This window comes from Micromonospora sp. NPDC004551 (genome assembly GCF_040609975.1).
Taxonomy (GTDB): domain Bacteria; phylum Actinomycetota; class Actinomycetes; order Mycobacteriales; family Micromonosporaceae; genus Micromonospora.
Map to the genome: position 1 here is coordinate 299,158 of NZ_JBEXLM010000001.1, position 24,717 is coordinate 323,874.

Genomic DNA, 24,717 nt, shown 5'->3' on the forward strand with positions numbered 1-24,717 from the left:
ACGCGTGGGAAGACAGGTGCGTCGATTTGTAGCAACTATTTGTTGGGAACGCTCCTCACCGTCACATCGGATCGGTCGATCGGGTCACCGTGAGCTGGGGCGAAAGGTTCCGGGGTACGCGAAAGGGGCCGCCGGCGTCCCCGCCGACGGCCCCTCCGGTGGTGCTACCCGATCAGTTGCTGATCTTGACGACCATGTCGCTGGTCGGGGTGGTGCCCTGCTTCAGGATCTCGATCTTGGTGCCGGTGCCGGCGACCTTCACCGAGTTCCACGGGTTGTTGCTGTTCCAGTACTTGTTGATCCCGCTGTCGGTGAACACCGGGTTCGGAGCGAGCTCCGGCACGGTGACCGCCACGTCGTTCTTGTGGAAGGTCTGCGCCGGCTTGGTGTACAGGCTGAACGTGGCGTCGTAGCCGTTACGCCGGTTGGTGATGTTGCCCTGGTTGCCGACCTGGATCTTGCCCGGCCGGACGTCGACCGGCAGGTTCAGGCCGTAGCCCGGGTGCTCCGACGTGTTGTTGTCGCCGTACGCGTAGTTCACGTACCAGACCAGCATGCCGGGCTGGTTCGAGAAACGCTCCACCCAGTTGGGGCGGCTGGCGAACCCGTAGTTGTAGCCACCGGTCCGCAGCGTGTCGTCGTAACCGAAGTAGGTCCGGTTCTCGGCGATGTAGAAGCGGGGGTAGCTGGCGGTGACCGAGCCACCCATCCGGGTCCAGCCCTTGGCGGTCCACTCCGCGGCGAGGGTCTCCGCGTCGTCGGTCCAGGCGACCGTGCCGTTCTTGGTCAGCGAGACGTTGTCCAGGAACGGACCGGCGAAGTGCACGCCGCCGTCGGTCGCGTAGCGGTAGCGGAACAGCACCGTCTTGCCGGCGTACGCCGACAGGTCATAGGTCGAGTCGACCCACGCGCCGTTGCTGGAACCGTCGATGCCGCTGTCACCCGCGTCGACGAGGTTGTTCTTCACGTCGGCCCAGGTGGCGCCGCCGTCGGTCGACACCTCCGCGTAGAGGTAGTCGTAGTCCTCTTCGATGTCGTACTGCAGCTTGGAGGTGATCGACGCGGTGGTCGCGCCGGTCAGGTCCAGGGTGCGGGTCAGCGAGGAGTTCAGGTCGTCCGCGCTGCCGCCCCACCACTCGTACGACCCGCCGAACGGCGTGTTGTAGTTCGTGGTCTGCGTCTGGTCGGGCAGGTTCACCACGACCGCCTGGGCCTTCGGCCCGTCACTGTCGCCGGCCGGGCCGAGGGTCACCTGGGTGGTGCCCGAGCCGTAGTCGACCGTGCTGTGGTTCAGCCAGCCCAGGTAGAGCTTCGACCACGGGTCCATGTAGCCCGGGGTCGAGCCGATGTCGTCGGTGCCGTGGCTCAGCCACGAACCCGAGGACATCAGCGTCCAGAAGCCCGTGCCGTTGTCGCCGCCCGCGGTGTCGTACAGGTCCGGCAGACCGAGGTCGTGACCGTACTCGTGAGCGAAGACGCCGAGGCCACCGTTCTCCGGCTCCGTGGTGTAGTCACGGATCCACATCCCGGTGTCGCCGATCTGCACACCGCCCGCGAGGTTGCCGGCCGGGCCGGCCTTGCCCTCGAGGTTGGTGAACGCCGCCCAGCGGTGCGACCAGATGGCGTCCTCGCCCTGGGCGCCGCCGCCGGCCTCCTCGCCCTCACCGGCGTGCACCGCCTGGAAGTGGTCGATGTAGCCGTCGGGCTCGTTGAAGTTGCCGTCGCCGTCGAAGTCGTACCGGTCCCAGACGTCGAACTGCTTGAGGTAGTCCTTGATCTCCTGGGCCGACTTGCCGGCCTTGACCTGGGTGTCGTACCAGGACGTGGCGCTGTCCCGGACGAAGTTCCAGTAGCCCTCGGCCTCGGAGATGTTGTCGTTCGGGTTGTTCGGGTCGTCGTTGTGACCGTAGCGGGCCTCGTTGTAAGGCACCGTGATCCAGTCGCTGACGTCGCCCTTGACCGTGTAACGACCACCGGACTGCTTCAGGTAGAAGTCCCGGAACGACTCGCCCTCACCGTAGAACATGTCCATGTAGTGCTCGCGGTGGAAGTCGGAGCGCCACAGGGTGCTGTTGTCGTCGGTGGAGCTGCCGTCCCAGTTGCGGTCCGGCTCCGGGATCTGGTTGACCACCGGCCCGGCGGAGCCGCCGGCGCGCGGGTCGGTCTTGTCGCCGAAGTTGACCAGCATCGTGAAGATGGGGTCTTCCTTCGGCGCCTGCTGGTACTCGACGAACAGGTCGTCCTTTACCTGGATGACCTTCGAGCCGTTGCGCGTCTGAAGCTTGGCCTTGCCCTGCAGCAGGTCCGAGATCGCCTGCTTCTTGAGCTCCCGCTGCTGATCCGCCTTGGGATCGGGCAGGTTGTCCTTGCCGTGCTTCGCCTTGTCGGCGCCGGGGGTGGCCTCCGCCGCCGGAGCGGCGGACGCCGGCGCCGTGACGACACCGGCTGCCAGCAGCGCGGCCGCGGCCGAGGCCAGGCCCGCTGTGACTCGTCTCCTCAAAGGTCCTCCTCCTTTGTGGATCTGTTACACGACAGAGACAGCTAAAGCCATCGCTGTCATGTCATGCGTCACTCACAATGACAGGTGTTTGCATCGTTGTCACCGGTCAATCACCCGATGAGCTGGCCACTTTTCCCGGGCAATCTGGGGCGAAAGCGCCCAGTGATTCGTCGCGGATTCACATTACGTTTTGGCCACGATCACTCAGTGTGACGGTGATTATGAGGTCCCCAAAGGGGAGCGCAGCGGCCCTGAAAAATGTCACACGGCCGCGAAGAAGAATTGTCCGCACGTAAGAAGGGCGGGGCCCGTCCGGAGCAGTGTGCTCCAGACGGGCCCCGCCGTGTGGTTCCGACGCGCCCTCGGCGTGTCAGGTCACGGGGTCGCCGGGGTCACGTACACCGTGGCGTACGAGTTGTCCTTGGCGGCCCGCTTGATGGTGATCGAGACGCCGTACGCGACGCCCTCGTCACCGGGGTTGCCGGTGCCGAGCACGATCGCCCCGCCGCCCAGGGTGGCCCCGTAGTACGCCGTGGCCGGCGTGCCGTCGGGGTTGGTCACCCGGGTGGTGTACTTCGCGTTGCCCCGCGACGGGACGACGACGGAGGCGTCGTTGTCCCGGGCGTACGCGGAGCCGTTGCGGATCTCGATGCCCGGGTACCAGCCCTTGGCGTCGGTGAACGTCGGCACCGCGGCCTGGGCCGGGAAGTTGGTGCAGTACTCGCTGTACGGCTCGTTCGCCGCCTCCAGGCACTCCTTGAAGGGGTACGAGGAGCCCAGCGAGAAGGCCGCGTTGGACGACTGCGGGCGGCTGGGCAGGTTGTCCAGCACCGACGGGTCCTTGACGGCCGCCTCGCCCTGCCGGCGGAGCGGGTCGTTGTGCGAGTCGACGATCAGCAGCCCGCCCTTGGCCCCGTAGCTGGGCAGCGCGGTCATCTGCGCGGTGACGTGGTTGACGTCGCCCAGCTCGGTGTCCCGGTACCAGACCAGCATGCCCGGGGCGTTGTACGAGAGCTTGTCGACCTTCCACGCCTCGTGCGAGTAGACCGTGTCGTACGTGTACTTCAGGCCCTTGTCGAAGCCGTCGAAGTTGCGCCACTCGGCCAGGTAGTAGTGCGACTTGACCTGGGTGCCCGAGTCGAAGTGCCAGCCGGCGCCGGTGGTGTCGGTGAAGGTGCCGCCGGTCTGGGTCCAGCCGTTGACGCCGCCCTCGACGTCGTCGCTCCAGGTGGTGGCGCCGCCGCCGGTGACCGAGAAGTCGTCGGCGAACCAGCCGCGCTCCACGAACGCCTCGTCGGTGGCGTACCGCAGCCGGACCTGGATGGTCTGCCCGGCGTACGCCGACAGGTCGACGTAGTCGTGGCGCCAGCCGCCCGTGCTGCCGGTCAGGCCGTACTTCTTGTTGCCGAAGTCGACCATGCGGCCGTTCGGGTCGGCGTACCCGTCGTTGGTGGTGACGAGCTTGCCGGTGGCGTCGTAGACCTTCTGCTCAGACCAGGTGGTGCCGCCGTTGGTGGAGACCTCCAGGAAGCCGTAGTCCCAGTCCGCCTCGATGACGTAGTTGTTCCACATCCAGAACTTCGCGTCCGCGGCGTTCGGGACGGTCACCGTCCGGCTCAGCTTGACGTCCGCCCAGTTCTGGTCGGCCCCGGAGTACCACATGTTGCTGCCGCTGTGCGGCTGCGCCAGGGTGATCACCTTGTCCGGCAGGTTGATCTTGATGCCGTCCTTGGTGCCGACCGGGGTGTTCGAGGTCTGGCCCAGCTGCACCGAGCGCGGGTCGTCGCCCGGGTTCAAGGTCAGCGGGTCGGCCCAGCCGAGCACCCACTTGTCCCAGAGGCCCATGTGGGTGGGCAGCGCCTGGAAGACCTCACCGCTGTGCGAACCCGAGGCCATCAGGTCCCAGAAGTCGACGTCCGAGTCGGCGTTGCCGGAGGTGTCGTAGAGGTCCGGCAGACCCAGGTCGTGCCCGAACTCGTGGGCGAACACACCGACGCCCGCGTCCTCCGGCTGCACGATGTAGTTCGCGACCCTCTTGTTGGTGCCCGGGATGGTGTAGCCGCCGGCCACCGTCGAGGAGTGCGCCCAGACCGAGTAGACGCCCACGTCGCCGCCACCGCGGGACTTGCCCTGGTTGGCGTGCACCAGCACCAGGTGGTCGATCACGCCGTCCGGCTCGTTGACGTTGCCGTCGCCGTCCGCGTCGCCCTGGTCCTCGATGTCGTAGTCGGCCCACGGGAAGTTCGGGTCCATCTTGGCCAGCGCGTCCACCGCGTCGGTGGCCAGGCGGCCCGCGCCCTGCGGGTTGTCCGGGTGGCCGTTCATGGACTGCTCACGACCGGCGACCCAGTTGCCGTTCTCGTCCTTGAAACAGCGGGAGGCCGCGTACCAGCCCTCCGAGTGCGGCACGGTGATCCACGGGCTGGCCTGCCCGTCCACCGTGTACGCACCCTTCGACATCTCCAGGTACATGTTGTGCATCGTGCGCCCGGAGATGTCGACCCCCGGCTTGCCGTCCGGCCCGGTCAGGTCCGTGCGGACCCGGTCGGTGATGCCCTCCTTGGTGTAGAGCATCTTGTCGTAGTGCGCCGGGGAGAAGTCCGGCACCCACATCGAGTTGTTGTCCTTGTGCGGCAGCGTGGCCGGGTTGGCGATCTGGTTGTGCTTCGGACCGTTCTGCACGGTGCCGGGGACACAGCTCCGGTCCTCGAAAACCGTCTTCGGCACCATCACGTTGGTGAAGTCGTCGTTCGCCTTGTCGTTGAACTCCACCAGCAGTGTCAGCAGCTTGGCGGTCTGGGTGCCCTTGGCCTTCTTGATCTGGCGGGGGCTCTGCCCCGTCTTGATCGCCTTGGCTTCGAGCTTCGCCAGTTCCCGTGCGGCCTTCGGGTTGCCGCCGGCGAACTTGCGGTCGTAGGCCCGCGCGGCGTCGACCGGACTGGTGAAGACCCCGTCCTTGCCCTTGACCTCCTTGCCGGGCGTGTCCGGCTGGACCTCCGGCTCGGCGTAGTTGATGTAGTAGTCGTCGGCCCCGATCGTCGCCCGGGCACCACCGGACGTCTGGGCGGCCGCGCTGCCGGTCACGGTCAGCGACGCGGCGGCGAGGGCGATGGCGGGCAGCGCGACGAGTAGGCGTCGGCGTGACCCGGACTGCGGAGATGTGTGCATTCCGCTCCGTTCGTAGGGCATGGGAGGGGGGAGCCGGCCGGTCGCGCGTCGCAGCGACGCCCGTCGAACCGGTCCGATGCGGCGAACCTAACCGAAGAGGGGCTCCATCGACAGGGGGCGACATAGCCTCTGGCCGATCAGCCTGGCGGACCTCCACCGAATTTCCGACAGGTGTCTCGACAGAACGACGGTGGGTGGCGGCCCGTCCGGACCGCCACCCACCGTCAGGGGTACGTCTGCCGTCAGTCCTCGTCGGACTTGCCGCCGCCCATCCCGGAGGAGATCAGGTCCATGACCGAGGAGTCCTGGAGCGTGGTGACGTCGCCGAGCGAGCGGTTCTCCGCCACGTCCCGCAGCAGCCGGCGCATGATCTTGCCGGACCGGGTCTTCGGCAGCTCCGGCACCAGCATGATCTGCCGCGGCTTGGCGATCGGGCCGAGCGTCTTCGCCACGTGGTTGCGCAGGTCGGCGATGAGCTTCTCGCCGGCCTCACCGGAGATCTCGGTGCTGCCGCGCGGGATGGCGAACGCCACGATCGCCTGGCCGGTGGTCGGGTCGGTCGCGCCGACCACCGCGGCCTCGGCCACCGACGGGTGGCTGACCAGCGCCGACTCCACCTCGGTGGTGGAGATGTTGTGGCCGGACACCAGCATGACGTCGTCGACCCGGCCGAGCAGCCAGATGTGCCCGTCGTCGTCCTTCTTCGCGCCGTCGCCCGCGAAGTAGACCCAGTCGTCGCCCTGGTTGGCGCCGGCGCCGAAGCGCGACCAGTAGGTCTCGATGAAGCGGTTGTCGTCGCCCCAGATCGTGCGCAGCATCGACGGCCACGGCTCACGGAGCACCAGGTAGCCGCCACCGCCGTTGGGCACCGACTGGCCCTGGTCGTCCACCACGTCGGCGGCGATGCCGGGCAGCGGGGTCATGGCCGAACCGGGCTTGGCCTCGGTGACGCCGGGCAGCGGGGAGATCATGATCGCGCCGGTCTCGGTCTGCCACCAGGTGTCGACGATGGGCAGTTCGCCCCGGCCGACGTGCTGCCGGTACCAGATCCACGCCTCCGGGTTGATCGGCTCACCGACGCTGCCCAGCAGGCGCAGCGACGAGAGGTCGTAACCGGCGGGGATGTCCTCGCCCCACTTCATCATGGTGCGGATCAGGGTGGGCGCGGTGTACAGGATGGTCACCTTGTACTTGTCGACGATCTCCCAGAACCGGCCCTTGTGCGGGGTGTCCGGGGTGCCCTCGTACATGACCTGGGTGGCGCCGTTGGAGAGCGGGCCGTAGACGATGTAGGAGTGCCCCGTGACCCAGCCGATGTCGGCGGTGCACCAGTAGACGTCGGTCTCCGGCTTCAGGTCGAAGACCGCGTGGGTGGTGTACGACGTCTGGGTGAGGTAGCCACCGGTGGTGTGCAGGATGCCCTTCGGCCGGGCGGTGGTGCCGCTCGTGTAGAGGATGAAGAGCGGGTGCTCGGCGTCGAACGGCTGCGCGGTGTGCTTCGGCGAGGCCGTCTCCACCGACTCGTGCCACCAGTGGTCCTTGCTCGACCAGGCGACCTCCTCGCCGGTGCGGCGGACCACGAGCACGTGCTCCACCGACGGGCACTTCGCCACCGCCTCGTCGACGGTCGGCTTGAGCGCGGACGGCTTGCCCCGGCGGAAACCGCCGTCCGCGGTGATGACGACCTTGGCGCTGGCGTCCTGGATCCGGTTGGTCAGCGCGTCGGCCGAGAAGCCGCCGAAGACCACGCTGTGCGTCGCGCCGATCCGGGCGCAGGCGAGCATGGCCACCGCGGCCTCGGGGATCATCGGCAGGTAGATGGCCACCCGGTCGCCGGCCGTGACGCCCAGCTCGGTCAGCGCGTTCGCCGCCTGGCAGGTGAGCTTGTGCAGGTCCGCGTAGGTGACCGTGCGGGTGTCACCCGGCTCGCCCTCCCAGTGGATCGCCACCTTGTCGCCGAGCCCGGCCTCCACGTGCCGGTCCAGGCAGTTGTACGCCACGTTGAGCCGGCCGCCCACGAACCACTTCGCGAACGGCGCGTTCGACCAGTCGAGCACCTGGTCCCACTGCTGGGCCCAGTGCAGCCGCCCGGCCTGGCGCTCCCAGAAGGCGAGCCGGTCCCCGGCCGCCTCGGCGTACGCGTCCGCGGTCACGTTGGCGTTCGCGGCGAGCTCGGCCGGCGGCGGGAACTGGCGCGTCTCGTTCAGCAAGTTGGCCAATGCCTCGCTCATGCGGTGACTCCTTCATCGCGTGACCTGCGTCTCCTACCCGGGAGAGGTTAGTCCGGGCGCGCCCCCCGCCGCGACCGCCCGGTCATCCGTCACGCGCCCAGTGGCCCTCCGCGCGCGCCGAGCAGTAGCGAGAGTGGCTCGCGTCGCTTCCCGGCGGCTGCCGCTCCGGCGGGGTGCCGGGCTCGCTAGCGTGGCGGGGTGACCACCGACCCGCTCGCCCCGCTGCTCGCGCTCGCCGACGTCGCGCCCGCCGTCGAACGGGCCCGCGACCGGGTCGACCAGGCCCACCGGCACCGCGCGCTGCGCCGTCAGGGTGGCCAGGTCGCCGCCGAGGTCAGTCTCCGCTCGGCCGTGGCCAGCGCCGCCCTGGAGGGCCGGGTGCACGACCGCGAGGAGGTACGCGCGGGCACGGTCACTGATCCACTGCTCCAGGGCGCCCTGCGGGTGGCCGGGGCGTTGCCCGGGCTGAGCGAACTGTGGCCGAAGGCGCCCCGCCAGGCCCTCGCCCGGCTGCACGTGCTCGCGGCCCGCGACGTCGTGGCCGAGGCGGAGCTGGGCCGGCCGGTGGCCGACCCGGTGGTGGCGGCCCGCCTCGACGGGCTCGCCGGGCTGGTGGCCGGTGGCACGAAGGTGCCGCCGCTGGTGCTGGCCGCCGTGGTGCACGGCGAGCTGCTCAACCTGCGCCCGTTCGCCGGCCCGTCCGGGGTCGTGGCACGGGCCGCCGCCCGGCTGGTGCTGATCTCCACGGGCTTCGACCCGCGGGGGCTGGTCGCCGTCGACGTCGGCCATCGCGAGCGGGAACCCGAGTACGTCGGCGCGGCCGGCGCCTTCGCCACCGGCACCCCCGACGGGCTGCGCTCGTGGCTGCGTCACTACATGACCGCCGTCGAGGTCGGCGCCGAGCAGATCACGCTCATCGGCGACGAGATCCTCGCCGCGTCCTGATCCGGTCCGGCCGGCCTGGGATCAGGCGGTGGGGGCGGCCGGGCGGGTGCGGCGGTGCCGCCCGTACCAGGCGATGCCGATGGCGACGCCGACGCCCACGCCGAGGGCCGCCGCGGCGACCGGCACGGCCGGGCGCTCCCGCAGCCGCCGGCCCAGCGGCACCGGATGCCGGAACTCCAGCACCGGCCACGAGTTCTCCACGGCCAGCTTGCGCAGCGCCCGGTCCGGGTTGACCACGGTCGGGTGCCCCACGCACTCCAGCAGCGGCCGGTCGCTGTACGAGTCGGAGTAGGCGTAGGAGTCGGCCAGGTCGTAGCCGCGGGCCAGGGCCAGCTCGCCGACGGCGTCGACCTTGCGCGGGCCGGCCGCGTAGAACTCGACCTCGCCGCTGTAGCGGCCGTCCGCCACCGCCATCCGCGTGGCGATCACGTCGGTCACCCCGAGCAGCTCGCCGATGGGGCGGACCATCTCCTCGCCCGAGGCGGAGACCAGCACCACGTCCCGCCCGGCGGCCTGGTGCTCCTCGATGAGGGCGGCGGCCTCGGCGTACACGTAGGGATTGATCAGTTCGTGCAGCGTCTCCGCGACGATCTGGCGGACCTGCTCCACGGGCCAGCCCTTGCACAGCGTGGCGAGGTAGTCCCGGGTGCGAGCCATGGTCTGCTCGTCGGTGCCGCCCAGCCGGAACATCAGCTGCGCGTACGCCGACTTGACCACGTCACGGCGCGTGATCAGACCGTCGCGGTAGAACGGCCGACCGAACGCCAGTGCGCTCGACTTGGCGATGACGGTCTTGTCGAGATCGAAGAAAGCGGCACTCCGGCCCACGGCGCGAAAGTCTAGCCGGACGGGGCGCGGCCGGCGGCTCCCCGGGGCCTCCGGGAAGGGGTCGGTAGGGGCACGCCACTCCTCTGAGTGACGGCGGTCACACACTCGTACCACTAATTAGCGTTGCGTGGAGTGGACACCACTCGACGTATAAGGGTCCATTGCGGCATGCTTGTCCTCGCGACGGGAGTCACGTCCCGTCGAGCACGAAGGCCCTCGGCGGTTGCACCCCCCGTGACCGCTGAGTGGGTTCGGCTCGACCCCCCCGGAGCCGAACCTCCCGACGACCCCCGTCTCCCCCCGACGGGGGTCGTCCCTTTCCGGGGTGATCCGGAGCGGACATCGGGAGACGCGGCGGGGGTTCAGGGGCCGGCAGCCACCGCGAACCCGAGGAAGATGACGGCGGCGACGGGCAGTGCCACGGCCAAGCCGAGCGCCCGCTGCCGGTTCGATCGGCCGACCAGCACGACGGCCAGGACGCCGAGCGCGACGTCGATCACGATGTTCCATGTCGCCCGCTGGTCGCCGGCCCGGCCGGCGAATCGTGCCGCCTCCTCGAAGAAGACCGCGGCCGGTAGTGCGGTCCCGAGGATCTGACGCGGGCCCGTCCCGCGGGCCCAGGTGCCGCCGACGCCGAAGACCACCCCGGCGAGCACGCCGAAGGCCATCCAGAGCAGCGACGTGGGCGCCCACACCACGGCCAGGTCGTCGCCCTGGAGCAGGGTCGCCGTGAGGTAGTAGCTCGGCACCGCGACGACGAGCAGGGCGGCGGCGCCCAGCGCCGCGCGCACCGGTCCCGACCGGACCCACCAGCCGAAGGCGAAGGCGGCGACGGCCCAGGTGGCCGTGGAGTTGCCGAGTTCGGCGAACGGATACGGCACCCACTTGATCCACATGAAGTCGAGGGAGCCGAGCAGGAGGCCACCCAGCACGGCGGTGAGCGCCGCCGTTCGATGATCGATCCGCACGGCGGGAAGCATACTGAGTATGCTCCGGTCCGGCGCCACCGGCCGCCCCTAGCAGATCGCCCGGCTGCCCGGAGGCCCGTCCACAGGCGCCCTCGCCGTCCACAGGGGAGCGGGCACCGGGAGGCCACTCGCCCGATCCGGCGGCAGGCTGCTCCGCGGCACGTCCGAGTCGACCGCTGGAGGCCGCCATGCCGCCCCGTACCCCGCTGCCGCCGTTCCGCCGGCTGCCCCTGCTCGTCACCGCCGACGGCGACCTCCTCGACGAGCTGCTGCGGCTCGCCGCGGCGGGCGGCACCGAGGTCGAGCTGGCCGCCGATCCCGCCGCCGCCCGGGCCCGGTGGACACCGGCGCCGCTGGTGCTGGTCGGCGCCGACCAGGCGCAGGCATGCCTGCGGGCCCGCCTGCCGCGCCGGCCCCGCACGGTGCTGGTGGGTCGCTCCGGCCGGCTCGATCCGGGTACGGAGGTCGCCGAGCTGATCGGCGCCGAGCACGTCGCCACCCTGCCCGCGGCCGAGCCGTGGCTGGTCGACCGCTTCGCCGAGTGCACCGGCGAGCCGCCCGGCGGCGGGCCGGCCCGCGTCGTGGCGGTGCTCGGCGGGCGGGGCGGCGCCGGGGCCAGCGTGCTGGCCGGGGGCCTCGCGGTCACCGCGGCCCGGGCCCGGCTGCGCACCCTCCTGGTCGACGCCGACCCGCTCGGCGGCGGCCTCGACCTCGTGCTGGGCTGGGAACAGCTCGAAGGGCTGCGCTGGCCCGGGCTCACCGGCACCGACGGCCGGGTGGACCCGCCGTCGCTGGTCCGGGCCCTGCCCAGCCGTGGCGACCTGGTCGTGCTCTCGTGGGACCGGGGCACCCTGCGGCACCTGCCGGCCGAGGCGATGGCCGCCACCGTCGACGCCGCCCGCCGGGGCCGCGACGTGGTCGTCCTCGACCTGCCCCGGCACCTGGACGACGCGGCCGTGGTCGCCCTCCAGGCGGCCGACCGGGCGCTGGTCGTCGTGCCGGCGGAGCTGCGGGCCACCGCCGCCGCGGCCCGGGTTGTCGCCGTGGCCGCCCCGCACTGCGCCGACCTGGCGGTGGTCGTGCGGGGCCCCGCTCCGGGCGGGCTCAGGGCCGGCGAGGTGGCCCGCGCACTCGGGTTGCCCCTCGCCGGCACCCTCCGGCCAGAGCCGGGACTCGGCCGGGGGCTGGAACGGGGCGAGGCGCCGGCCGCCAGCGGGAAGGGCCCGCTCGCCGTGCTCTGCCAGCGGCTCCTCGACGAGATGACCGACGTGCCCGCCGCGGGTGCGGCGTGAGCGGCCCGGCCGACTCCGAAGACCTGGCGGTCCGCGTGCGGCACCGGTTCGCCGCCGAGGCCACACCGGTCACTCCCGCGGCCATCGTCTCCGCCGTACGCGCCGAGCCGGACGCCGCCGTGCTCGGCGACACCGCCCTGCTCCGGATCGCCGACCGCGTCCACCACGATCTCGTCGGCGCCGGCCCCCTCGCGCCGCTGCTGGCCGACCCGCAGGTCACCGACGTGCTGGTGAACGGCACCCGGGTCTGGGTCGACCGGGGCCGGGGGCTGCACCAGGTGGCCGTGCCGCTCGGCACGGTCGACGACGTACGCCGGCTGGCCCAGCGCCTCACCTCCGCCGCCGGGCGCCGGCTCGACGACGCGTCCCCGTACGCCGACGCCCGCCTGCCCGACGGCACCCGGCTGCACGCCGTGCTGCCACCGGTGGCGACCGACGGCCCCTACCTGTCGCTGCGCACCTTCCGGCAGCGGCCGTTCACCCTCGACGAGCTGGTTCGGCAGGGCACCGTGCCCCGGCCGGTCGCCCCGCTGCTCGCCGCCGTGGTGGCCGCCCGCCTCGCCTACCTGGTGACCGGCGGGACCGGCTCCGGCAAGACCACCCTGCTCAACACGCTGCTCGGTCTGGTGCCGGGGACCGAACGCATCGTGCTGGTGGAGGACGCGGCCGAGCTGCGGCCCGTGCACCCGCACGTGATCGGTCTCCAGGCGCGCACGTCCAATGTGGAGGGCGCCGGGGCCGTCGGGCTGAGCGACCTGGTCCGGCAGGCGCTGCGGATGCGGCCGGACCGGCTGGTGGTGGGCGAGTGCCGGGGCGCCGAGGTGGTCGACCTGCTCGCCGCGCTGAACACCGGTCACGACGGCGGAGCCGGGACGCTGCACGCCAACGCACCGTCGGACGTGCCGGCCCGGCTGGAGGCGCTCGGGATGCTCGGCGGCCTGCCCCGGGCCGCCCTGCACGCCCAGGTCGCCGCCGCACTCCAGGTTCTTCTCCAGGTCCGGCGGACCACCGAGGGCCGGGTGCTGGAGTCGGTCGCCCTGCTCCTCCCCGAGGGGCCCGACCGGGTGGTCACCGTGGTCCCCGCCTGGGTACGCGGACGCGGGCTGGGCCTCGCCGCCCGTCCGCTCGGTGTGCTGCTCCGCGAGCGGGGCGTGGCCCTCCCGCCGATCCTCTGCGCACCGTGGCCCGGCTCGGCGGACCCGTCGTGACCGGCCAGGTGTGGCTGGTGGCCATGCTCCTGGGCGGCGCCGCGGCGGCGGTCGCCTGGCCGGTACGCGCCGCGCGGGCCCGGCGGCACGCCGTCCTCGACCTGGGGAGTCTCCCCGATCAGGCCGGTACGCGGCCGGTGTGCGCCCGCCCCGGCGCCGGGCCGGGACCCCTGATGCGGACACCGCGTCCCAGCCTCTCCCACCGGCCCGCGACGCTGCTCGGACCTCCCGCCGACCGTCCCCCTCCCGGCCGCCCGCCGGGGCGGCGGGAACCGACCCGCCCGACCTCCGGCCTCATCCCCACCGATCGTGAGTCCCGGTTCAGGCGGGCGGCACCTCTGTCACCCGCCGATCCCGTGGCCCGGTTGGCAACCCCCACCCTCGCCGCCGATCACACGGCCGGGTCCCGGTCGGCCACCGCTCTCATCCCCACCGGCCGCACGCCCTGGCTCCGGCTGGCCGCCACCTCAACCGCCGACCGCGCACTCCGACTGGCCGCCGGGCTCCGGTCCGGGCGATCGGGCGCCGCCTCGCCGGCATCGTCCGGCCCTGGCGCTCGTGCTCCGCTCTCCGGGCGACCAGCCCTGGCGGCGGCCGCCGTGGTCGGTGCCGGGGCCGGAGTGCTGCTCGGTGGCCCGGTGGCCGCACTGGTGCTGGCCGCGTACGGGACGCTCGCGGCTCGGGCGGTGCTGCGCCGGCGGGCTCGCCGGGCCGCCGACCTGGCCCACCGCCACGACCTGGACCAGCTCGGCGCCCTCGCCGCCGATCTGCGCGCCGGCCTGCCAGCCGGCGGCGCATTCGCCGCCGAGGTGCGGACCAGCCTCCCGGGCGATGACGGGTTCGCCGCCGACGTGCGAGCCGGTCTGCCGGCCGGTGGCGCGTTCGCCGCTGATGTGCGGACCGGCCTGCCGGCCGGTGGCGCGTTCGCCGCCGATGTCCGGGCGGGTCTGCCGTCCGGTGGCGCGATCGGCGACGGTCAGCGGCGCGTCGACCGGTTGGCGCGGGCCGCCGTGCGGCTGGCCGACCGCACCGGGGCGCCCCTGGCCGAGCTGCTCGAACGGGTCGAGGCCGACGCCCGGGCGGCGGATCGGGGCCTCGCCGCGGCGGCCGCTCAGGCGGCCGGTGCCCGGGCGACCGCCTGGCTGCTCGCCGCGCTGCCGCTCGGCGGGATCGGGCTGGGGTACGCCATCGGCGTCGACCCGGTGGCGGTGCTCCTGCACACCCCGGTCGGCGGCGGCAGTGCCGTCGCGGCCGTCGCGTTGCAGATCGGCGGGCTGCTCTGGGCGGAGCGGCTCGGTGCGGCACCCGCGCGGGCCGCCTGATGTCGCGGCAGGTGGCAGCCGCGGCCTGCCTGGGCGTGGCGGCGCTGCTCCTGGTGGCGTCCGGGGATGCCGTCCGTCCGGCACGGCGGCTGCGCCTCCTGGGGCTCACCCGTCGGCCGGGGCGGTCCAGCCGGCCCGGTGCCGGCGGGGAGTCCGACGGGTCGGGCCGCCGGAGCCGCCCGGCCTGGTGGCCGGACCGGATCCGGCTCGGCGCGGGCCTGGCGGGGGTCGCCGCACTGGTCGTGGTGGGCGGCTGGCCGGGTGTGCTCGTCGGGGCGCTGGCCGGAACGGCGGCCGACCGGCTGCTGCGCCGGATCGAGCCACGCGCCGTCCGCGACCGCCGGCTGCGGGAGACCGCCGACCTGCCCCTCGCCGCCGACCTGCTGGCCGCCGCGCTCCGGGCCGGCGCACCGGTGGACCGCTCGGTGCTGGCGGTGGCCGAGGCGCTCGGTGGACCGCTCGCGGACCGGCTCGGCCGGGTCGGGCGGACGCTGGAACTCGGCGGCACGGCGGTGGAGGCGTGGGACCACCTGCGACCCGCGCCCGGGGCCGAGCGCCTGGTGAGCGGCGCGATCCGCTCGTCGCGCAGCGGCGCCGCGCTGGCCGGCGCACTCACCCGGCTCGCCGACGACCTGCGGTCCGACCGCTCGACCGCGGCCGAGGCCGCCGCCCGCCGGGCCGGGGTGCTCATCGTGCTGCCGCTCGGGCTCTGCTTCCTGCCCGCCTTCATTCTCGCCGGTCTGGTGCCGGTGATCGTCGCCGTTCTCGGCGACGTGCTGTGAACCCTGAGGAAAGGGACTACGACATGCGCAAACTCCTCACCCGCCTGCGCGGCGACGCCGGGATGAACACGGCCGAGTACGCCGTCGGCACCCTCGCCGCGGTCGCGTTCGCCGGCATCCTGCTGAAGGTGCTCACCTCCGGCAACGTGCAGTCCGCGCTCACCGCCGTCATCGACCGGGCCTTGAAGTGACCCGTCGCCGGTGGGTCGGCCGCCAGCGGTCGTGGGGTGCGCGGGAGCGGGGCTCGTTCACGGCCGAGCTGGCGGCCGGCCTGCCGGCGCTGATGCTTCTCCTCTTCGCCGGTCTCACGGCCGTCGACGCCGTCACCACGAAGGCCGGCTGCGTCGACGCGGCCCGGGAGGCGGCGCTCGCGGCCGCCCGCGGCGAGCCCGGGTCGGCCGCCGGCTCCCGGTACGCCCCGGCCGGCGCGGACATCGCGGTGACCGTGGCCGGTGACCGCGTCACCGTGACCGTGCGGGCGCCGGTCCGGAGCTTCGGGGCCCGGCTGCCCCGGCTCACCGTGTCGGGCACCGCGGTGGCCGCCGTCGAACCCGGCGCCCCCGGACCGCACCCGTGACCGCGTGCGACGGGGTCCGCCCGGCTGAGCGGGGGCGAGGGTGCCCAGGCCGGGCTGCGGAGGCGGCCGGCGGGAGGCTGCACCACGGCACCGACCGGGGCGGGGCGACCGTGTGCCTGCTCGCCGTGGGGTTGGTGCTCGTGCTGGTCGGGCTCCTCGGCGCCGGGCTCGGCGCGGCCCGGTGCGCCCGCCACCAGGCCCGGAACGCCGCCGACTTCGGGGCTCTCGCGGGCGCCGCCCGCGCCCTCGAAGGCGCCGAGGCGGCGTGTGGACGGGCCGCCGACCTGGCGGCGGCCAACGGCGGCCGCTTGACGGCCTGCCGGCTCGACGGGCTCGACGTCGTCGTGACGACGGAGGTGACGGTCGCCCCGCTGCCCTGGCTCACCCGCGCGGCGACCGCGACCTCCCGGGCGGGCCCGGCCCGAGGCTGACGAGCACAGGCGGCGCGAAGCGGTGCGTGCCCGCCTCGCTGACGACTGCGGCCGGTGTCGGGGCGGAAGACCCACGCCCCCGACACCGGCCGCGTCGACATCTGCCGGCCGAACTGCCCGCGTCAGCGCGACTGGAGGGCGTCCAGGCCGACCGCCATGGCGATCACCAGTCGGCGGTCGATCTGCGGGTGGTGGATGTCGACGACGTACCGGTCGCGCAGGCCCCACTTCTTGTCGACCGAGAACACCGGCTGGCCGTTCGCCACGAAGTCGAAGTGGTAGGGCAGCCAGGAGAGCGAGTCGACGAAGCGGCGCAGCAGCGCCACCGGCAGGCTGCGCTCCTGCCCGGTGATCTGCGGCAGGCCGGCCTGCTCGACGTGCCAGGTGGAACGGAGCAGCGACTGGGCGAAGTCCTTGCGGAACAGGCCGATCGGGGTGCCGGCGTGGTCGGTCACGTCGTACGTGGCGCCGAGGTCGAGGCGCTGCCGGGCCTTGAAGCCGAGCAGGGGGTACTGCTTGGAGTCGTCGGTGTAGATGGTCACCTGCTCCTTGAACGCGAGCCGCTTCTGCTGCGCGAACGCGAGCAGCCCACCCTCCGAGCCGTCCGGCGTCACCGAGTGGACCTCGTACTGGTTGACCATCATCCGGATCCGCTGCCGGACGATGAACCGCTGCTGGGCCTGCAAGCTGTCGAGCTGCATCTGATCTCCTTGAAGACGTGAACGCCGGAGTCTCGCACAAGCGTGCCGTCACCGCCCGCCCGCGCCCGGCCCGTACCGCCCGGTGATCCGATCGATCGCTGTCGACCGCCGCCGGGGGCGTTCAGCGACCGCCGTCGACGGTCGCCTTCATGGCCCAGGCGTTGAGCACCTGGTGGATGCCGCGCAGGCGCTCGTTGATCTGCTCCAGGCGCTCCGCCTGGGCCAGGTTCGCCAGCGCGGCGCCCAGCGCGATCTGCTGGTCGGGGGTGAGGTTGTCCTGGTCGATCGTGTAGAGCAGGTCGACGGTCTCGGCGATCGTGTCGGCCACGGCGGTACCTCCGGCGCGAAGAAGCTCAGGGACATGGAAGCGCTCCCATGCATCAATGCCCCGATGCCGCCCCGCTCATGCGCCCGTCCCACCAGCCAGGAGGTCAGTCGGCGGCGCGACCCTCCTGCCGGGGCAGCGCCGCCCCGCGCCCGCCCTCGGCCGCCGCCAGGTTGGCGAGGACCACGTCGAGGACCTTCACCGCGTCCGGCTTGGAGAGCGGGTTGTTGCCGTTGCCGCACTTCGGGGACTGGACGCAGGACGGGCACCCCGACTCGCACCCGCATTCGGCGATCGCGTCCCGGGTGGCGCGCAGCCAGGCCGACGCCGTCCCGTACGCCCGCTCGGCGAAGCCCGCCCCACCCGGGTGGCCGTCGTAGACGAAGACGGTGGGCGCCTCGGTGTCCGGGTGCAGGGCGGTGGAGAGCCCGCCGATGTCCCAGCGGTCGCAGGTCGCCATCAGGGGGAGCAGGCCGATCGCGGCGTGTTCGGCCGCGTGCAGCGCACCCGGGATGTCCGCCGCCTCGACTCCGGCGAGCGCCAGCGACTCCGGCGAGAGCGTGAACCAGACCGCGACGGTGCGCAGTTCCCGCGCCGGCAGGTCGAGCGGCCGGGTGTCGATCACCTCGCCGGTGGCGATGCGCCGCCGCTGGTACGACACGACCTGGCTGGTCACATCCACCTCGCCGAGAAAGAGCCCGACCGGCCCGGCGTCCACGTAGGACCGGACGGACACCACGGACAGCGAGGTGACGTCCCGGGCGTGGGTGGACCAGTCCGGCTCCTCGGCGTGCACGAGCGCGCACCCGTCGGCCAGGTCGAGCGAGTCGACCACGTACGAGACGCCCTGGTGCAGGTAGACCGCGCCGGAGTGGAGCAGGAAGTGCGAGGAGCCGCCGTCGACCGTGCCGAGCAGCCGGCCGGTGGACTCCTCCACCACGCAGACCGGTGCGCCGCCCTCGCCGCGCAGGTCGACCTCGGGGCGTTCCCGGTGCCGCCAGTACCAGCCGGTGGGCCGCTGCCGCAGCGCGCCCGCCTCGACCAGCGAGTCGACCGCCTCCTTCGCGCCCTCGCCGAAGAGTTCCAGGTCGGCCGGGGTGAGCGGGGCCTCGTGCGCGGCGCAGGCGAGCTGCGGCGCGAGCACGTACGGGTTGGCCGGGTCGAGCACGGTCGCCTCGACGGGCCGCCCGAACAGCGCCTCGGGATGGTGCACCAGGTAGGTGTCGAGCGGGTCATCGCGGGCCACCAGCACGGCGAGCGCCTCGTCGCCGGAGCGGCCGGCCCGGCCCGCCTGCTGCCAGAGCGAGGCCCGGGTGCCCGGCCAGCCGCAGATCAGCACGGCGTCCAGCCCGACCAGGTCGACGCCGAGTTCCAGGGCGTTGGTGGAGGCGAGCCCGAGCAGGTCGCCGGTGAGCAGCGCGCGTTCCAGCTCGCGGCGCTCCTCCCGCAGGTAGCCGGCCCGGTAGGCGGCCACCCGGTCGCCCAGCCCGGGCACCGCCTCGTCGAGCGCCCGCCGGGCGTTCGCGGCGACCACCTCGGCGCCGCGCCGGGACCGGACGAAGGCGAGCGTGCGTACGCCCTCGATCACGCTGTCGGCCAGCAGGTCGGCGGTCTCCCGCAGCGCCGAGCGCCGGACCTGGAGGAGGTCGGCCTCGGGAGAGGCGGCGTCGGAGGAGGGCAGCAGCGGCGGTTCCCAGAGCGCGAACGTCACCCCGCCGCGCGGCGAGGTGTCCTCGGTGACGGCCGCGACGGGCAGGCCGGTGAGCCGCCCGGCCGCCGTCGCCGGGTCGCCCGACGTGGCCGAGGCCAGCACGAAGACGGGGGTACGCCCGTAGCGCGCGCACTGCCGGCGCAGCCGCCGCAGCACGTGCGCGACGTGCGAGCCGAACACACCCCGGTAGGTGTGGCACTCGTCGACCACCACGTACGCGAGCCGGCGCAGGAAGCCCGACCAGTGCGCGTGCCCGGGCAGGATGCCGTGGTGCAGCATGTCGGGGTTGGTCAGCACGAACCGGGAGTGCCGCCGGATCCACTCGCGCTCGGTGCGCGGGGTGTCCCCGTCGTAGGTGGCGGGGCGCACCCCCTCCAGCTCCAGGCCGGCGACGGCGCGGAGCTGGTCGGCGGCGAGCGCCTTGGTCGGGGCCAGGTAGAGCACCGTGGCGCGCGGGTCGGCGAGCAGGGTGCCCAGCGCCGGCAGCTGGTACGCCAGCGACTTACCGGACGCCGTGCCGGTGGCCACCACGACGTGCTCTCCCGCGTACGCCAGCTCGGCGGCCTCGGCCTGGTGCCGCCACGGGGCGACCACGCCGCGCCGCGCGAACGCCGCCCGCAGCTCGGCGGGCGCCCAGTCCGGCCACGGCGCCGGCTCGCCGGCCCGGGCCGGCACCCGCTCGACGTGGGTGACCGGGTCGGCGACGTGCCGCAGGCGCAGCCGGCGGAGCAGCTCGCCCGGAGGCCGCCCGGGTCCACTGCCGGGCGGCGCGGTGGCTGCACTGGTCACGTCCTGCACTCTCGCACTGGTGTTCGGAATTGGAAACCGGGGGGCGTGGGTATGGGGAAGCCTCCGCCGGTGACCCGAAGGGGTCGCGCGGGGGGATGGTTAGATGCCCAGGAGAGCTTACCGAGGAGGGGCCGATGGAGCTGTCGCTGGCGACCCGCACCGTGGGGGAGCACACGGTGCTCGAGGTCGGCGGTGAGGTGGACGTCTACACCGCGCCGCGCCTGCGGGAACGGCTCCTGGAGTTGATCGACGGCGGTGCCCGCCGGGTCGTGGTCGACCTGGGCCGTGTGGACTTCCTCGACTCGACCGGCCTGGGCGTGCTGGTGGGTGCGCTCAAGCGGCTCCGCTCGGCCGGCGGTTCCTTCGCGCTGGTCTGCGACAAGGAGCCGCTGCTCAAGATCTTCCGGATCACCGCCCTGGATCAGGTGTTCCCGTTGCATCCCACGGTCGACGCGGCGATCGACGCCGACGCGACCGGCGCCGGCGCGTGATGGCGACCGTCAAGCTGTCGTTCTCGCCGGCGCCGGTGCACGTCCGCACCGCCCGCCTGGTCGGCGTCGCGGTGGCCCGCCGGGCCGGGGTGCGCGAGGACCTGCTCGACGAGGTACGGCTGGCCATCGGCGAGGCGTGCACCCGGGCGGTCGCGCTGCACCGGCAGTACGGGCTGCCCGACCCGGTCTACGTCGAGATGTCCGACAGCGGGGCGTACACGGTGCGGGTGGTGGACCGTGCCCCGATCGAGGCGAGTATCGGGCTCGCCGCGCTGCCACCCGACGAGCTGGCCAAGGAGTCGCTCAGCGAGGACGCGCTGACCACCGGGGTGGGCTTCGCCCTGCTCGCGGGCTTCGTCGAGGACCTGCAGGTGCGCCCGGTCGACGAGGGCGTCGGCACCGAGGTCCGGATGGTCTGGCCGGTCGGCCGCGCCTGATCCTGCTCCACCGCAGGCCGCGTTTCCCCTCGGGGAGCGCGGCCTCGTCGTGCTGCACGGCGCTTATATCAGATTTCTTCACATAGCACAGTTACGAAGATCATCGACCGACGGTGCCCCCTGCCTGTGACCCTCACCACGTCGGAGGGCTACAGTACCCGGGTTGTCAGCAAGTGACCTGTCTCGCAGCCAGCGGGAATGGGTGTTCATCGCTGGTCCGCCGGGGTGGGTTGGCGCGCGCTTGCGAGTCCGCATCCAGGCGTCGGTCCGTGCGTCTCCACTGACCGGCGCGAGTTGTTCGGTACAGGAGGACATAGATGTCCGGGACCTTGGCCGCCGACGGCGGCGCACTGTCCCTTACCGGAGCCAACGTGACGTACGTCGTCATCGCCGCGGTCATCGCGCTGGTGGCGCTCGTCTTCGCGGCCGCCTTGACCAAGGCGGTACTGGCAGCCGGTACGGGAACCACCAACATGCAGGAGATTTCCGGGGCGGTGCAGGAGGGCGCGTCCGCGTACCTGCTGCGGCAGTTCCGCACCCTGGCGATCTTCGTGGTGATCGCCGTCGTGCTGCTGTTCCTGCTGCCGGTGCACGACACCGACGGCAACGAGACCCTGGTGAAGATCGGCCGCTCGGCATTCTTCGTGGTGGGCGCCGGGTTCAGCGCGTTCATCGGCGGCGCCGGCATGTGGCTGGCCACCCGGGCCAACCTGCGGGTCGCCGCGGCCGCCCGGGAGCGCGAAGGCGGGCGCGAGGGCGCCATGAAGATCGCCTTCCGCACGGGTGGCGTGGTCGGCTTCCTCACCGTCGGCCTCGGCCTGTTCGGTGCGGCGCTGGTCGTGCTGATCTTCCGGGGCGACGCCCCGACCGTGCTGGAGGGCTTCGGCTTCGGCGCCGCGCTGCTCGCCATGTTCATGCGGGTCGGCGGCGGCATCTTCACCAAGGCCGCCGACGTCGGCGCCGACCTGGTCGGCAAGGTCGAGCAGGGCATCCCGGAGGACGACCCGCGCAACGCCGCCACCATCGCCGACAACGTGGGCGACAACGTCGGCGACTGCGCCGGCATGGCCGCGGACCTCTTCGAGTCGTACGCCGTCACCCTGGTCGCCGCGCTGATCCTCGGCCGCGCCGCATTCGGCGAGACCGGCCTGGTCTTCCCGCTGATCATCTCCACCATCGGTGTGCTCGTCGCGATCGTCGGCGTCTTCATCACCCGGCTGCGCACCTCGGACCGCAACGGCCTGACCGCGATCAACCGGGCCTTCTACCTCTCCGCGGTGATCGCCGCGGTGCTGGTGGCGATCGCCGCGTTCGCCTACCTGCCGGCGACCTTCGGGGAGCTGGAGGGCGGCCTCACCGGCGTCGACCGCAACCCGCGTCTGGTGGCCATCGGCGCCGTCGTCATCGGCATCGTGCTGGCCGCCGCCATCCAGGCGCTCACCGGCTACTTCACCGAGACCAACCGGCGCCCGGTGCAGGACATCGGCAAGAGCTCGCAGACCGGCGCGGCAACCGTCATCCTCGCCGGCATCAGCGTCGGCCTGGAGTCGGCGGTCTACTCGGCGCTGCTCATCGGCGCGGGCGTCTTCGGCGCGTTCCTGCTCGGCGGCAGCTCGATCACGCTGTCGCTGTTCGCGGTGGCGCTGGCCGGCACCGGCCTGCTCACCACCGTCGGCGTCATCGTCGCCATGGACACCTTCGGCCCGATCTCCGACAACGCTCAGGGCGTGGCCGAGATGTCCGGCGACATCGACGAGCACGGCGCGCGGACGCTCACCGAGCTGGACGCCGTCGGCAACACCACCAAGGCGATCACCAAGGGCATCGCGATCGCCACGGCCGTGCTGGCCGCGACCGCGCTGTTCGGCTCGTACACGGACACGCTGCGCTCCTCGTACGAGGACGCGGGCGTGGGCGACGTCGGCGCCGAGATCCTCAACTCGCTGAACGTGGCCAACCCGCGCAACCTGGTGGGCCTCATCATCGGCGCGGCGGTGGTCTTCCTCTTCTCCGGCCTGGCCATCAACGCGGTCTCCCGCTCGGCCGGCGCCGTGGTCATGGAGGTACGCCGGCAGTTCCGCGAGCTGCCCGGCATCATGGACCGCACCCAGCGCCCCGAGTACGGCAAGGTCGTCGACATCTGCACCCGGGACGCGCAGCGCGAGCTGATGACCCCCGGCCTGCTGGCCATCCTGGCCCCGATCGCGGTCGGCTTCGGCCTCGGCCCGGGCGCGCTGGCCTCGTACCTGGCCGGTGCGATCGGCGCGGGCACCCTCATGGCGGTCTTCCTGGCCAACTCCGGTGGCGCCTGGGACAACGGCAAGAAGCTGGTGGAGGACGGCGCGTACGGCGGCAAGGGCTCCGAGTCGCACGCCGCGACCGTCATCGGCGACACCGTCGGTGACCCGTTCAAGGACACCGCCGGTCCGGCGATCAACCCGCTGATCAAGGTGATGAACCTGGTCTCGCTGCTGATCGCCCCGGCCGTGGTGGCCTGGAGCGTTGGCGACGACCGGAACACCCCGCTGCGGATCGCGATCGCCGTGGTGGCCGCCCTGGTCATCGTGGCGGCCGTGGTGTTCAGCAAGCGCAAGGGCGTGGCGATGGCGGACTCGGACCGCGACGCCGGCACCCCGGACCAGCACCCGGAGACGGTCAACGCCTGACCCGGCGACGCGACGGTTCCCGGTCGGCCTCGGCCGGCCGGGAACCGTGCCGTCCGGCGGTCCCGTGCACGAAACCTGACCGGTGGCACTTCCACCGCGAGGTCGTACGCTGCAACGCATGCGTACGCGCCGGGCGGCAACCGCCGGAAAGCTCACGGTGGTCCTGGCCACGCTGGTTCTCGTGGTCGCCGGGTGCGGCGGCCCCAGCCCGCAGGCCTGGGCCGCGTCGGTCTGCCAGGCGCTTAGCCCGTGGCGCGCCGAGATCAACAAGCTGACGAGCAGCACCCAGCAGCAGATGACCGCGCAGACCACTCCCGCGCAGGCCAAGGAGAACCTGGTCCGCCTCTTCGCCGGGGCCGAGCAGGCCAGCGAGACGGCCCGGCGCAAGGTCGAGGAGGCCGGCGTGCCGGACACCGATCACGGTGACGAGGTCTCCGCCGGGTTCCGCGCCTCGCTCAGCAAGGTGCGGGACGCGTACGGGCGGGCCCGGGACACGATCGACCGGCTGGACACGGCCCAGGCCGGACCGTTCTACGACGGGGTGCGGGCCGCCGTGGACACGCTCAACAAGGAGTACGACGCGAGCGCGCTGGACACCAGCCGGCTCAACTCACCCGAGCTGAAAGAGGCCTTCGACGAGGTCCCGGAGTGTCGCTGACCCCTCCCTCCCCGAACCCGGCCCGCCAGCCCTCGCTGTTCTCCACCGAGGCGGCCGATCCGTCGCTGGCGGACCTCGCCGGCCTGCTCGCCGGGCCCGGTGAGGTGGTCCGGATGGGCGGGACGGCCCGGGTCTCCGTGGTGGTGGACGCCGCCTGGCGGGTGCACGTGCTGGTGGCCGAGCTGGGTGCCCGGGGGATCCCGGCGAGCTGGGAGCCGACCGGGGACGGGCGGCACCTGGTGCGCACCGCGTACGCCACCACGCTGTCCCCGCTCGCCGTTGCCTGGCTGCGGGGGGCGGTCAAGCGACCCCCCGCCGCGTTCCACCTCAACGGGCGGCGGCTGCGGCTCTGGCTGGCCGCCGCCGGTGCGGCCGATCCGGCCGGGTTCCGGCTCCGGCTCGGCCCGGCCGACGAGGAGTGCTGGCCGCCGGTGCGCGCCGCGCTGGCCGCGGTGGGGCTCCCGGCCGCGTTCGTGGAGGCGGACGAGGGCGGGCCGGCGTACCGGCTCACCGGCCGGCGGGTGGCCCGGCTGGCGGAGCTGGTGGGGGACCGGCCCCGCGCCGTGCCGGCGGCCGAGTGGCCGGGGACGCACGGCTGACCCTCCGGCGCAACCCCGCCGGCTGTCCGATCCGGGACACACCGTGCGGATGTTTGCGCAGGAAAACGACCGGTGTCCCCTCCGCCGT

General features: G+C 73.0%; 20 protein-coding genes and 1 pseudogene. 13 read left to right on the plus strand and 8 right to left on the minus strand.

What is annotated here, in order from left to right; translation table 11 throughout:
- Window positions 1–172 precede the first annotated feature (172 nt).
- The 3 genes from ABZW14_RS01500 to acs form a co-directional block, all read right to left on the minus strand.
- Window positions 173–2,500, minus strand: coding sequence for an immune inhibitor A domain-containing protein (locus ABZW14_RS01500; RefSeq protein ID WP_355338003.1), 2,328 nt, complete (start codon window positions 2,498–2,500; stop codon window positions 173–175).
- Between the two features lie 375 nt (window positions 2,501–2,875).
- Window positions 2,876–5,668: an immune inhibitor A domain-containing protein gene (locus ABZW14_RS01505; protein WP_355338006.1), complete on the minus strand. Its 2,793-nt coding sequence runs from the start codon at window positions 5,666–5,668 to the stop codon at window positions 2,876–2,878.
- A 242-nt stretch (window positions 5,669–5,910) separates the two neighbouring features.
- Window positions 5,911–7,899: an acetate--CoA ligase gene (gene acs / locus ABZW14_RS01510; RefSeq protein WP_355338009.1), complete on the minus strand. Its 1,989-nt coding sequence runs from the start codon at window positions 7,897–7,899 to the stop codon at window positions 5,911–5,913.
- 198 nt (window positions 7,900–8,097) lie between these two features.
- Here acs and ABZW14_RS01515 point away from each other — a divergent pair, with 198 nt between their 5' ends.
- Window positions 8,098–8,844, plus strand: coding sequence for an oxidoreductase (locus ABZW14_RS01515; RefSeq protein ID WP_355338012.1), 747 nt, complete (start codon window positions 8,098–8,100; stop codon window positions 8,842–8,844).
- Window positions 8,845–8,865: 21 nt separating this feature from the next.
- Here ABZW14_RS01515 and ABZW14_RS01520 read toward each other — a convergent pair whose 3' ends face one another.
- A complete protein-coding gene (locus ABZW14_RS01520) occupies window positions 8,866–9,672 on the minus strand; it encodes an HAD-IB family hydrolase (RefSeq protein WP_355338015.1) in 807 nt (268 codons plus the stop codon).
- A gap of 362 nt (window positions 9,673–10,034) precedes the next feature.
- A complete protein-coding gene (locus tag ABZW14_RS01525; protein WP_355338018.1) occupies window positions 10,035–10,640 on the minus strand; it encodes a DUF6518 family protein in 606 nt (201 codons plus the stop codon).
- 188 nt (window positions 10,641–10,828) lie between these two features.
- Here ABZW14_RS01525 and ssd point away from each other — a divergent pair, with 188 nt between their 5' ends.
- From ssd to ABZW14_RS01560, 7 genes and pseudogenes are all read left to right on the plus strand, one after another.
- Window positions 10,829–11,932 (plus strand): septum site-determining protein Ssd, encoded by a 1,104-nt coding sequence (gene ssd / locus ABZW14_RS01530; RefSeq protein ID WP_355338021.1) that lies wholly within the window; start codon window positions 10,829–10,831, stop codon window positions 11,930–11,932.
- Window positions 11,929–13,140 carry a TadA family conjugal transfer-associated ATPase gene (locus ABZW14_RS01535; protein WP_355338024.1) on the plus strand — a complete coding sequence of 404 codons (1,212 nt, stop codon included), beginning with the start codon at window positions 11,929–11,931 and terminating at the stop codon, window positions 13,138–13,140. The genes ssd and ABZW14_RS01535 overlap by 4 nt, the downstream gene beginning before the upstream one ends.
- A 1,001-nt stretch (window positions 13,141–14,141) precedes the next feature.
- Window positions 14,142–14,462, plus strand: a pseudogene (locus tag ABZW14_RS01540) (hypothetical protein); the annotation flags it as partial.
- Complete coding sequence (locus ABZW14_RS01545; RefSeq protein WP_355338027.1) at window positions 14,462–15,244, plus strand: type II secretion system F family protein; 783 nt, start codon at window positions 14,462–14,464, stop codon at window positions 15,242–15,244. The pseudogene ABZW14_RS01540 and the gene ABZW14_RS01545, both read left to right, overlap by 1 nt.
- Before the next feature lie 23 nt (window positions 15,245–15,267).
- Window positions 15,268–15,435: a DUF4244 domain-containing protein gene (locus tag ABZW14_RS01550; protein WP_013283643.1), complete on the plus strand. Its 168-nt coding sequence runs from the start codon at window positions 15,268–15,270 to the stop codon at window positions 15,433–15,435.
- Window positions 15,432–15,821: a TadE family type IV pilus minor pilin gene (locus ABZW14_RS01555; RefSeq protein WP_355338030.1), complete on the plus strand. Its 390-nt coding sequence runs from the start codon at window positions 15,432–15,434 to the stop codon at window positions 15,819–15,821. The genes ABZW14_RS01550 and ABZW14_RS01555 overlap by 4 nt, the downstream gene beginning before the upstream one ends.
- 77 nt (window positions 15,822–15,898) lie before the next feature.
- Window positions 15,899–16,252 (plus strand): Rv3654c family TadE-like protein, encoded by a 354-nt coding sequence (locus ABZW14_RS01560; RefSeq protein WP_355339360.1) that lies wholly within the window; start codon window positions 15,899–15,901, stop codon window positions 16,250–16,252.
- A 122-nt stretch (window positions 16,253–16,374) separates the two neighbouring features.
- Here ABZW14_RS01560 and ABZW14_RS01565 read toward each other — a convergent pair whose 3' ends face one another.
- The 3 genes from ABZW14_RS01565 to ABZW14_RS01575 all read right to left on the minus strand — a co-directional run bounded on the left by ABZW14_RS01565 (window position 16,375) and on the right by ABZW14_RS01575 (window position 19,778).
- Window positions 16,375–16,953: a hypothetical protein gene (locus ABZW14_RS01565; protein ID WP_355338033.1), complete on the minus strand. Its 579-nt coding sequence runs from the start codon at window positions 16,951–16,953 to the stop codon at window positions 16,375–16,377.
- 121 nt (window positions 16,954–17,074) lie between these two features.
- On the minus strand, window positions 17,075–17,281 hold the full coding sequence (locus tag ABZW14_RS01570) for a hypothetical protein (RefSeq protein ID WP_355338036.1): 207 nt from the start codon (window positions 17,279–17,281) through the stop codon (window positions 17,075–17,077).
- Between the two features lie 103 nt (window positions 17,282–17,384).
- Complete coding sequence (locus tag ABZW14_RS01575) at window positions 17,385–19,778, minus strand: DEAD/DEAH box helicase (protein ID WP_355338039.1); 2,394 nt, start codon at window positions 19,776–19,778, stop codon at window positions 17,385–17,387.
- 134 nt (window positions 19,779–19,912) lie between these two features.
- Here ABZW14_RS01575 and ABZW14_RS01580 point away from each other — a divergent pair, with 134 nt between their 5' ends.
- The 5 genes from ABZW14_RS01580 to ABZW14_RS01600 all read left to right on the plus strand — a co-directional run bounded on the left by ABZW14_RS01580 (window position 19,913) and on the right by ABZW14_RS01600 (window position 24,629).
- Window positions 19,913–20,269 (plus strand): STAS domain-containing protein, encoded by a 357-nt coding sequence (locus ABZW14_RS01580; protein ID WP_091261160.1) that lies wholly within the window; start codon window positions 19,913–19,915, stop codon window positions 20,267–20,269.
- Window positions 20,269–20,706: an ATP-binding protein gene (locus tag ABZW14_RS01585; protein ID WP_091261158.1), complete on the plus strand. Its 438-nt coding sequence runs from the start codon at window positions 20,269–20,271 to the stop codon at window positions 20,704–20,706. The genes ABZW14_RS01580 and ABZW14_RS01585 overlap by 1 nt, the downstream gene beginning before the upstream one ends.
- A gap of 317 nt (window positions 20,707–21,023) precedes the next feature.
- Window positions 21,024–23,372: a sodium-translocating pyrophosphatase gene (locus ABZW14_RS01590; RefSeq protein ID WP_355338042.1), complete on the plus strand. Its 2,349-nt coding sequence runs from the start codon at window positions 21,024–21,026 to the stop codon at window positions 23,370–23,372.
- Between the two features lie 118 nt (window positions 23,373–23,490).
- Window positions 23,491–24,030, plus strand: coding sequence for a hypothetical protein (locus ABZW14_RS01595; protein WP_355338045.1), 540 nt, complete (start codon window positions 23,491–23,493; stop codon window positions 24,028–24,030).
- Window positions 24,021–24,629, plus strand: coding sequence for a hypothetical protein (locus ABZW14_RS01600; RefSeq protein WP_355338048.1), 609 nt, complete (start codon window positions 24,021–24,023; stop codon window positions 24,627–24,629). Before ABZW14_RS01595 ends, ABZW14_RS01600 begins: the two co-directional genes overlap by 10 nt.
- The last annotated feature ends 88 nt before the right edge of the window (window positions 24,630–24,717 follow it).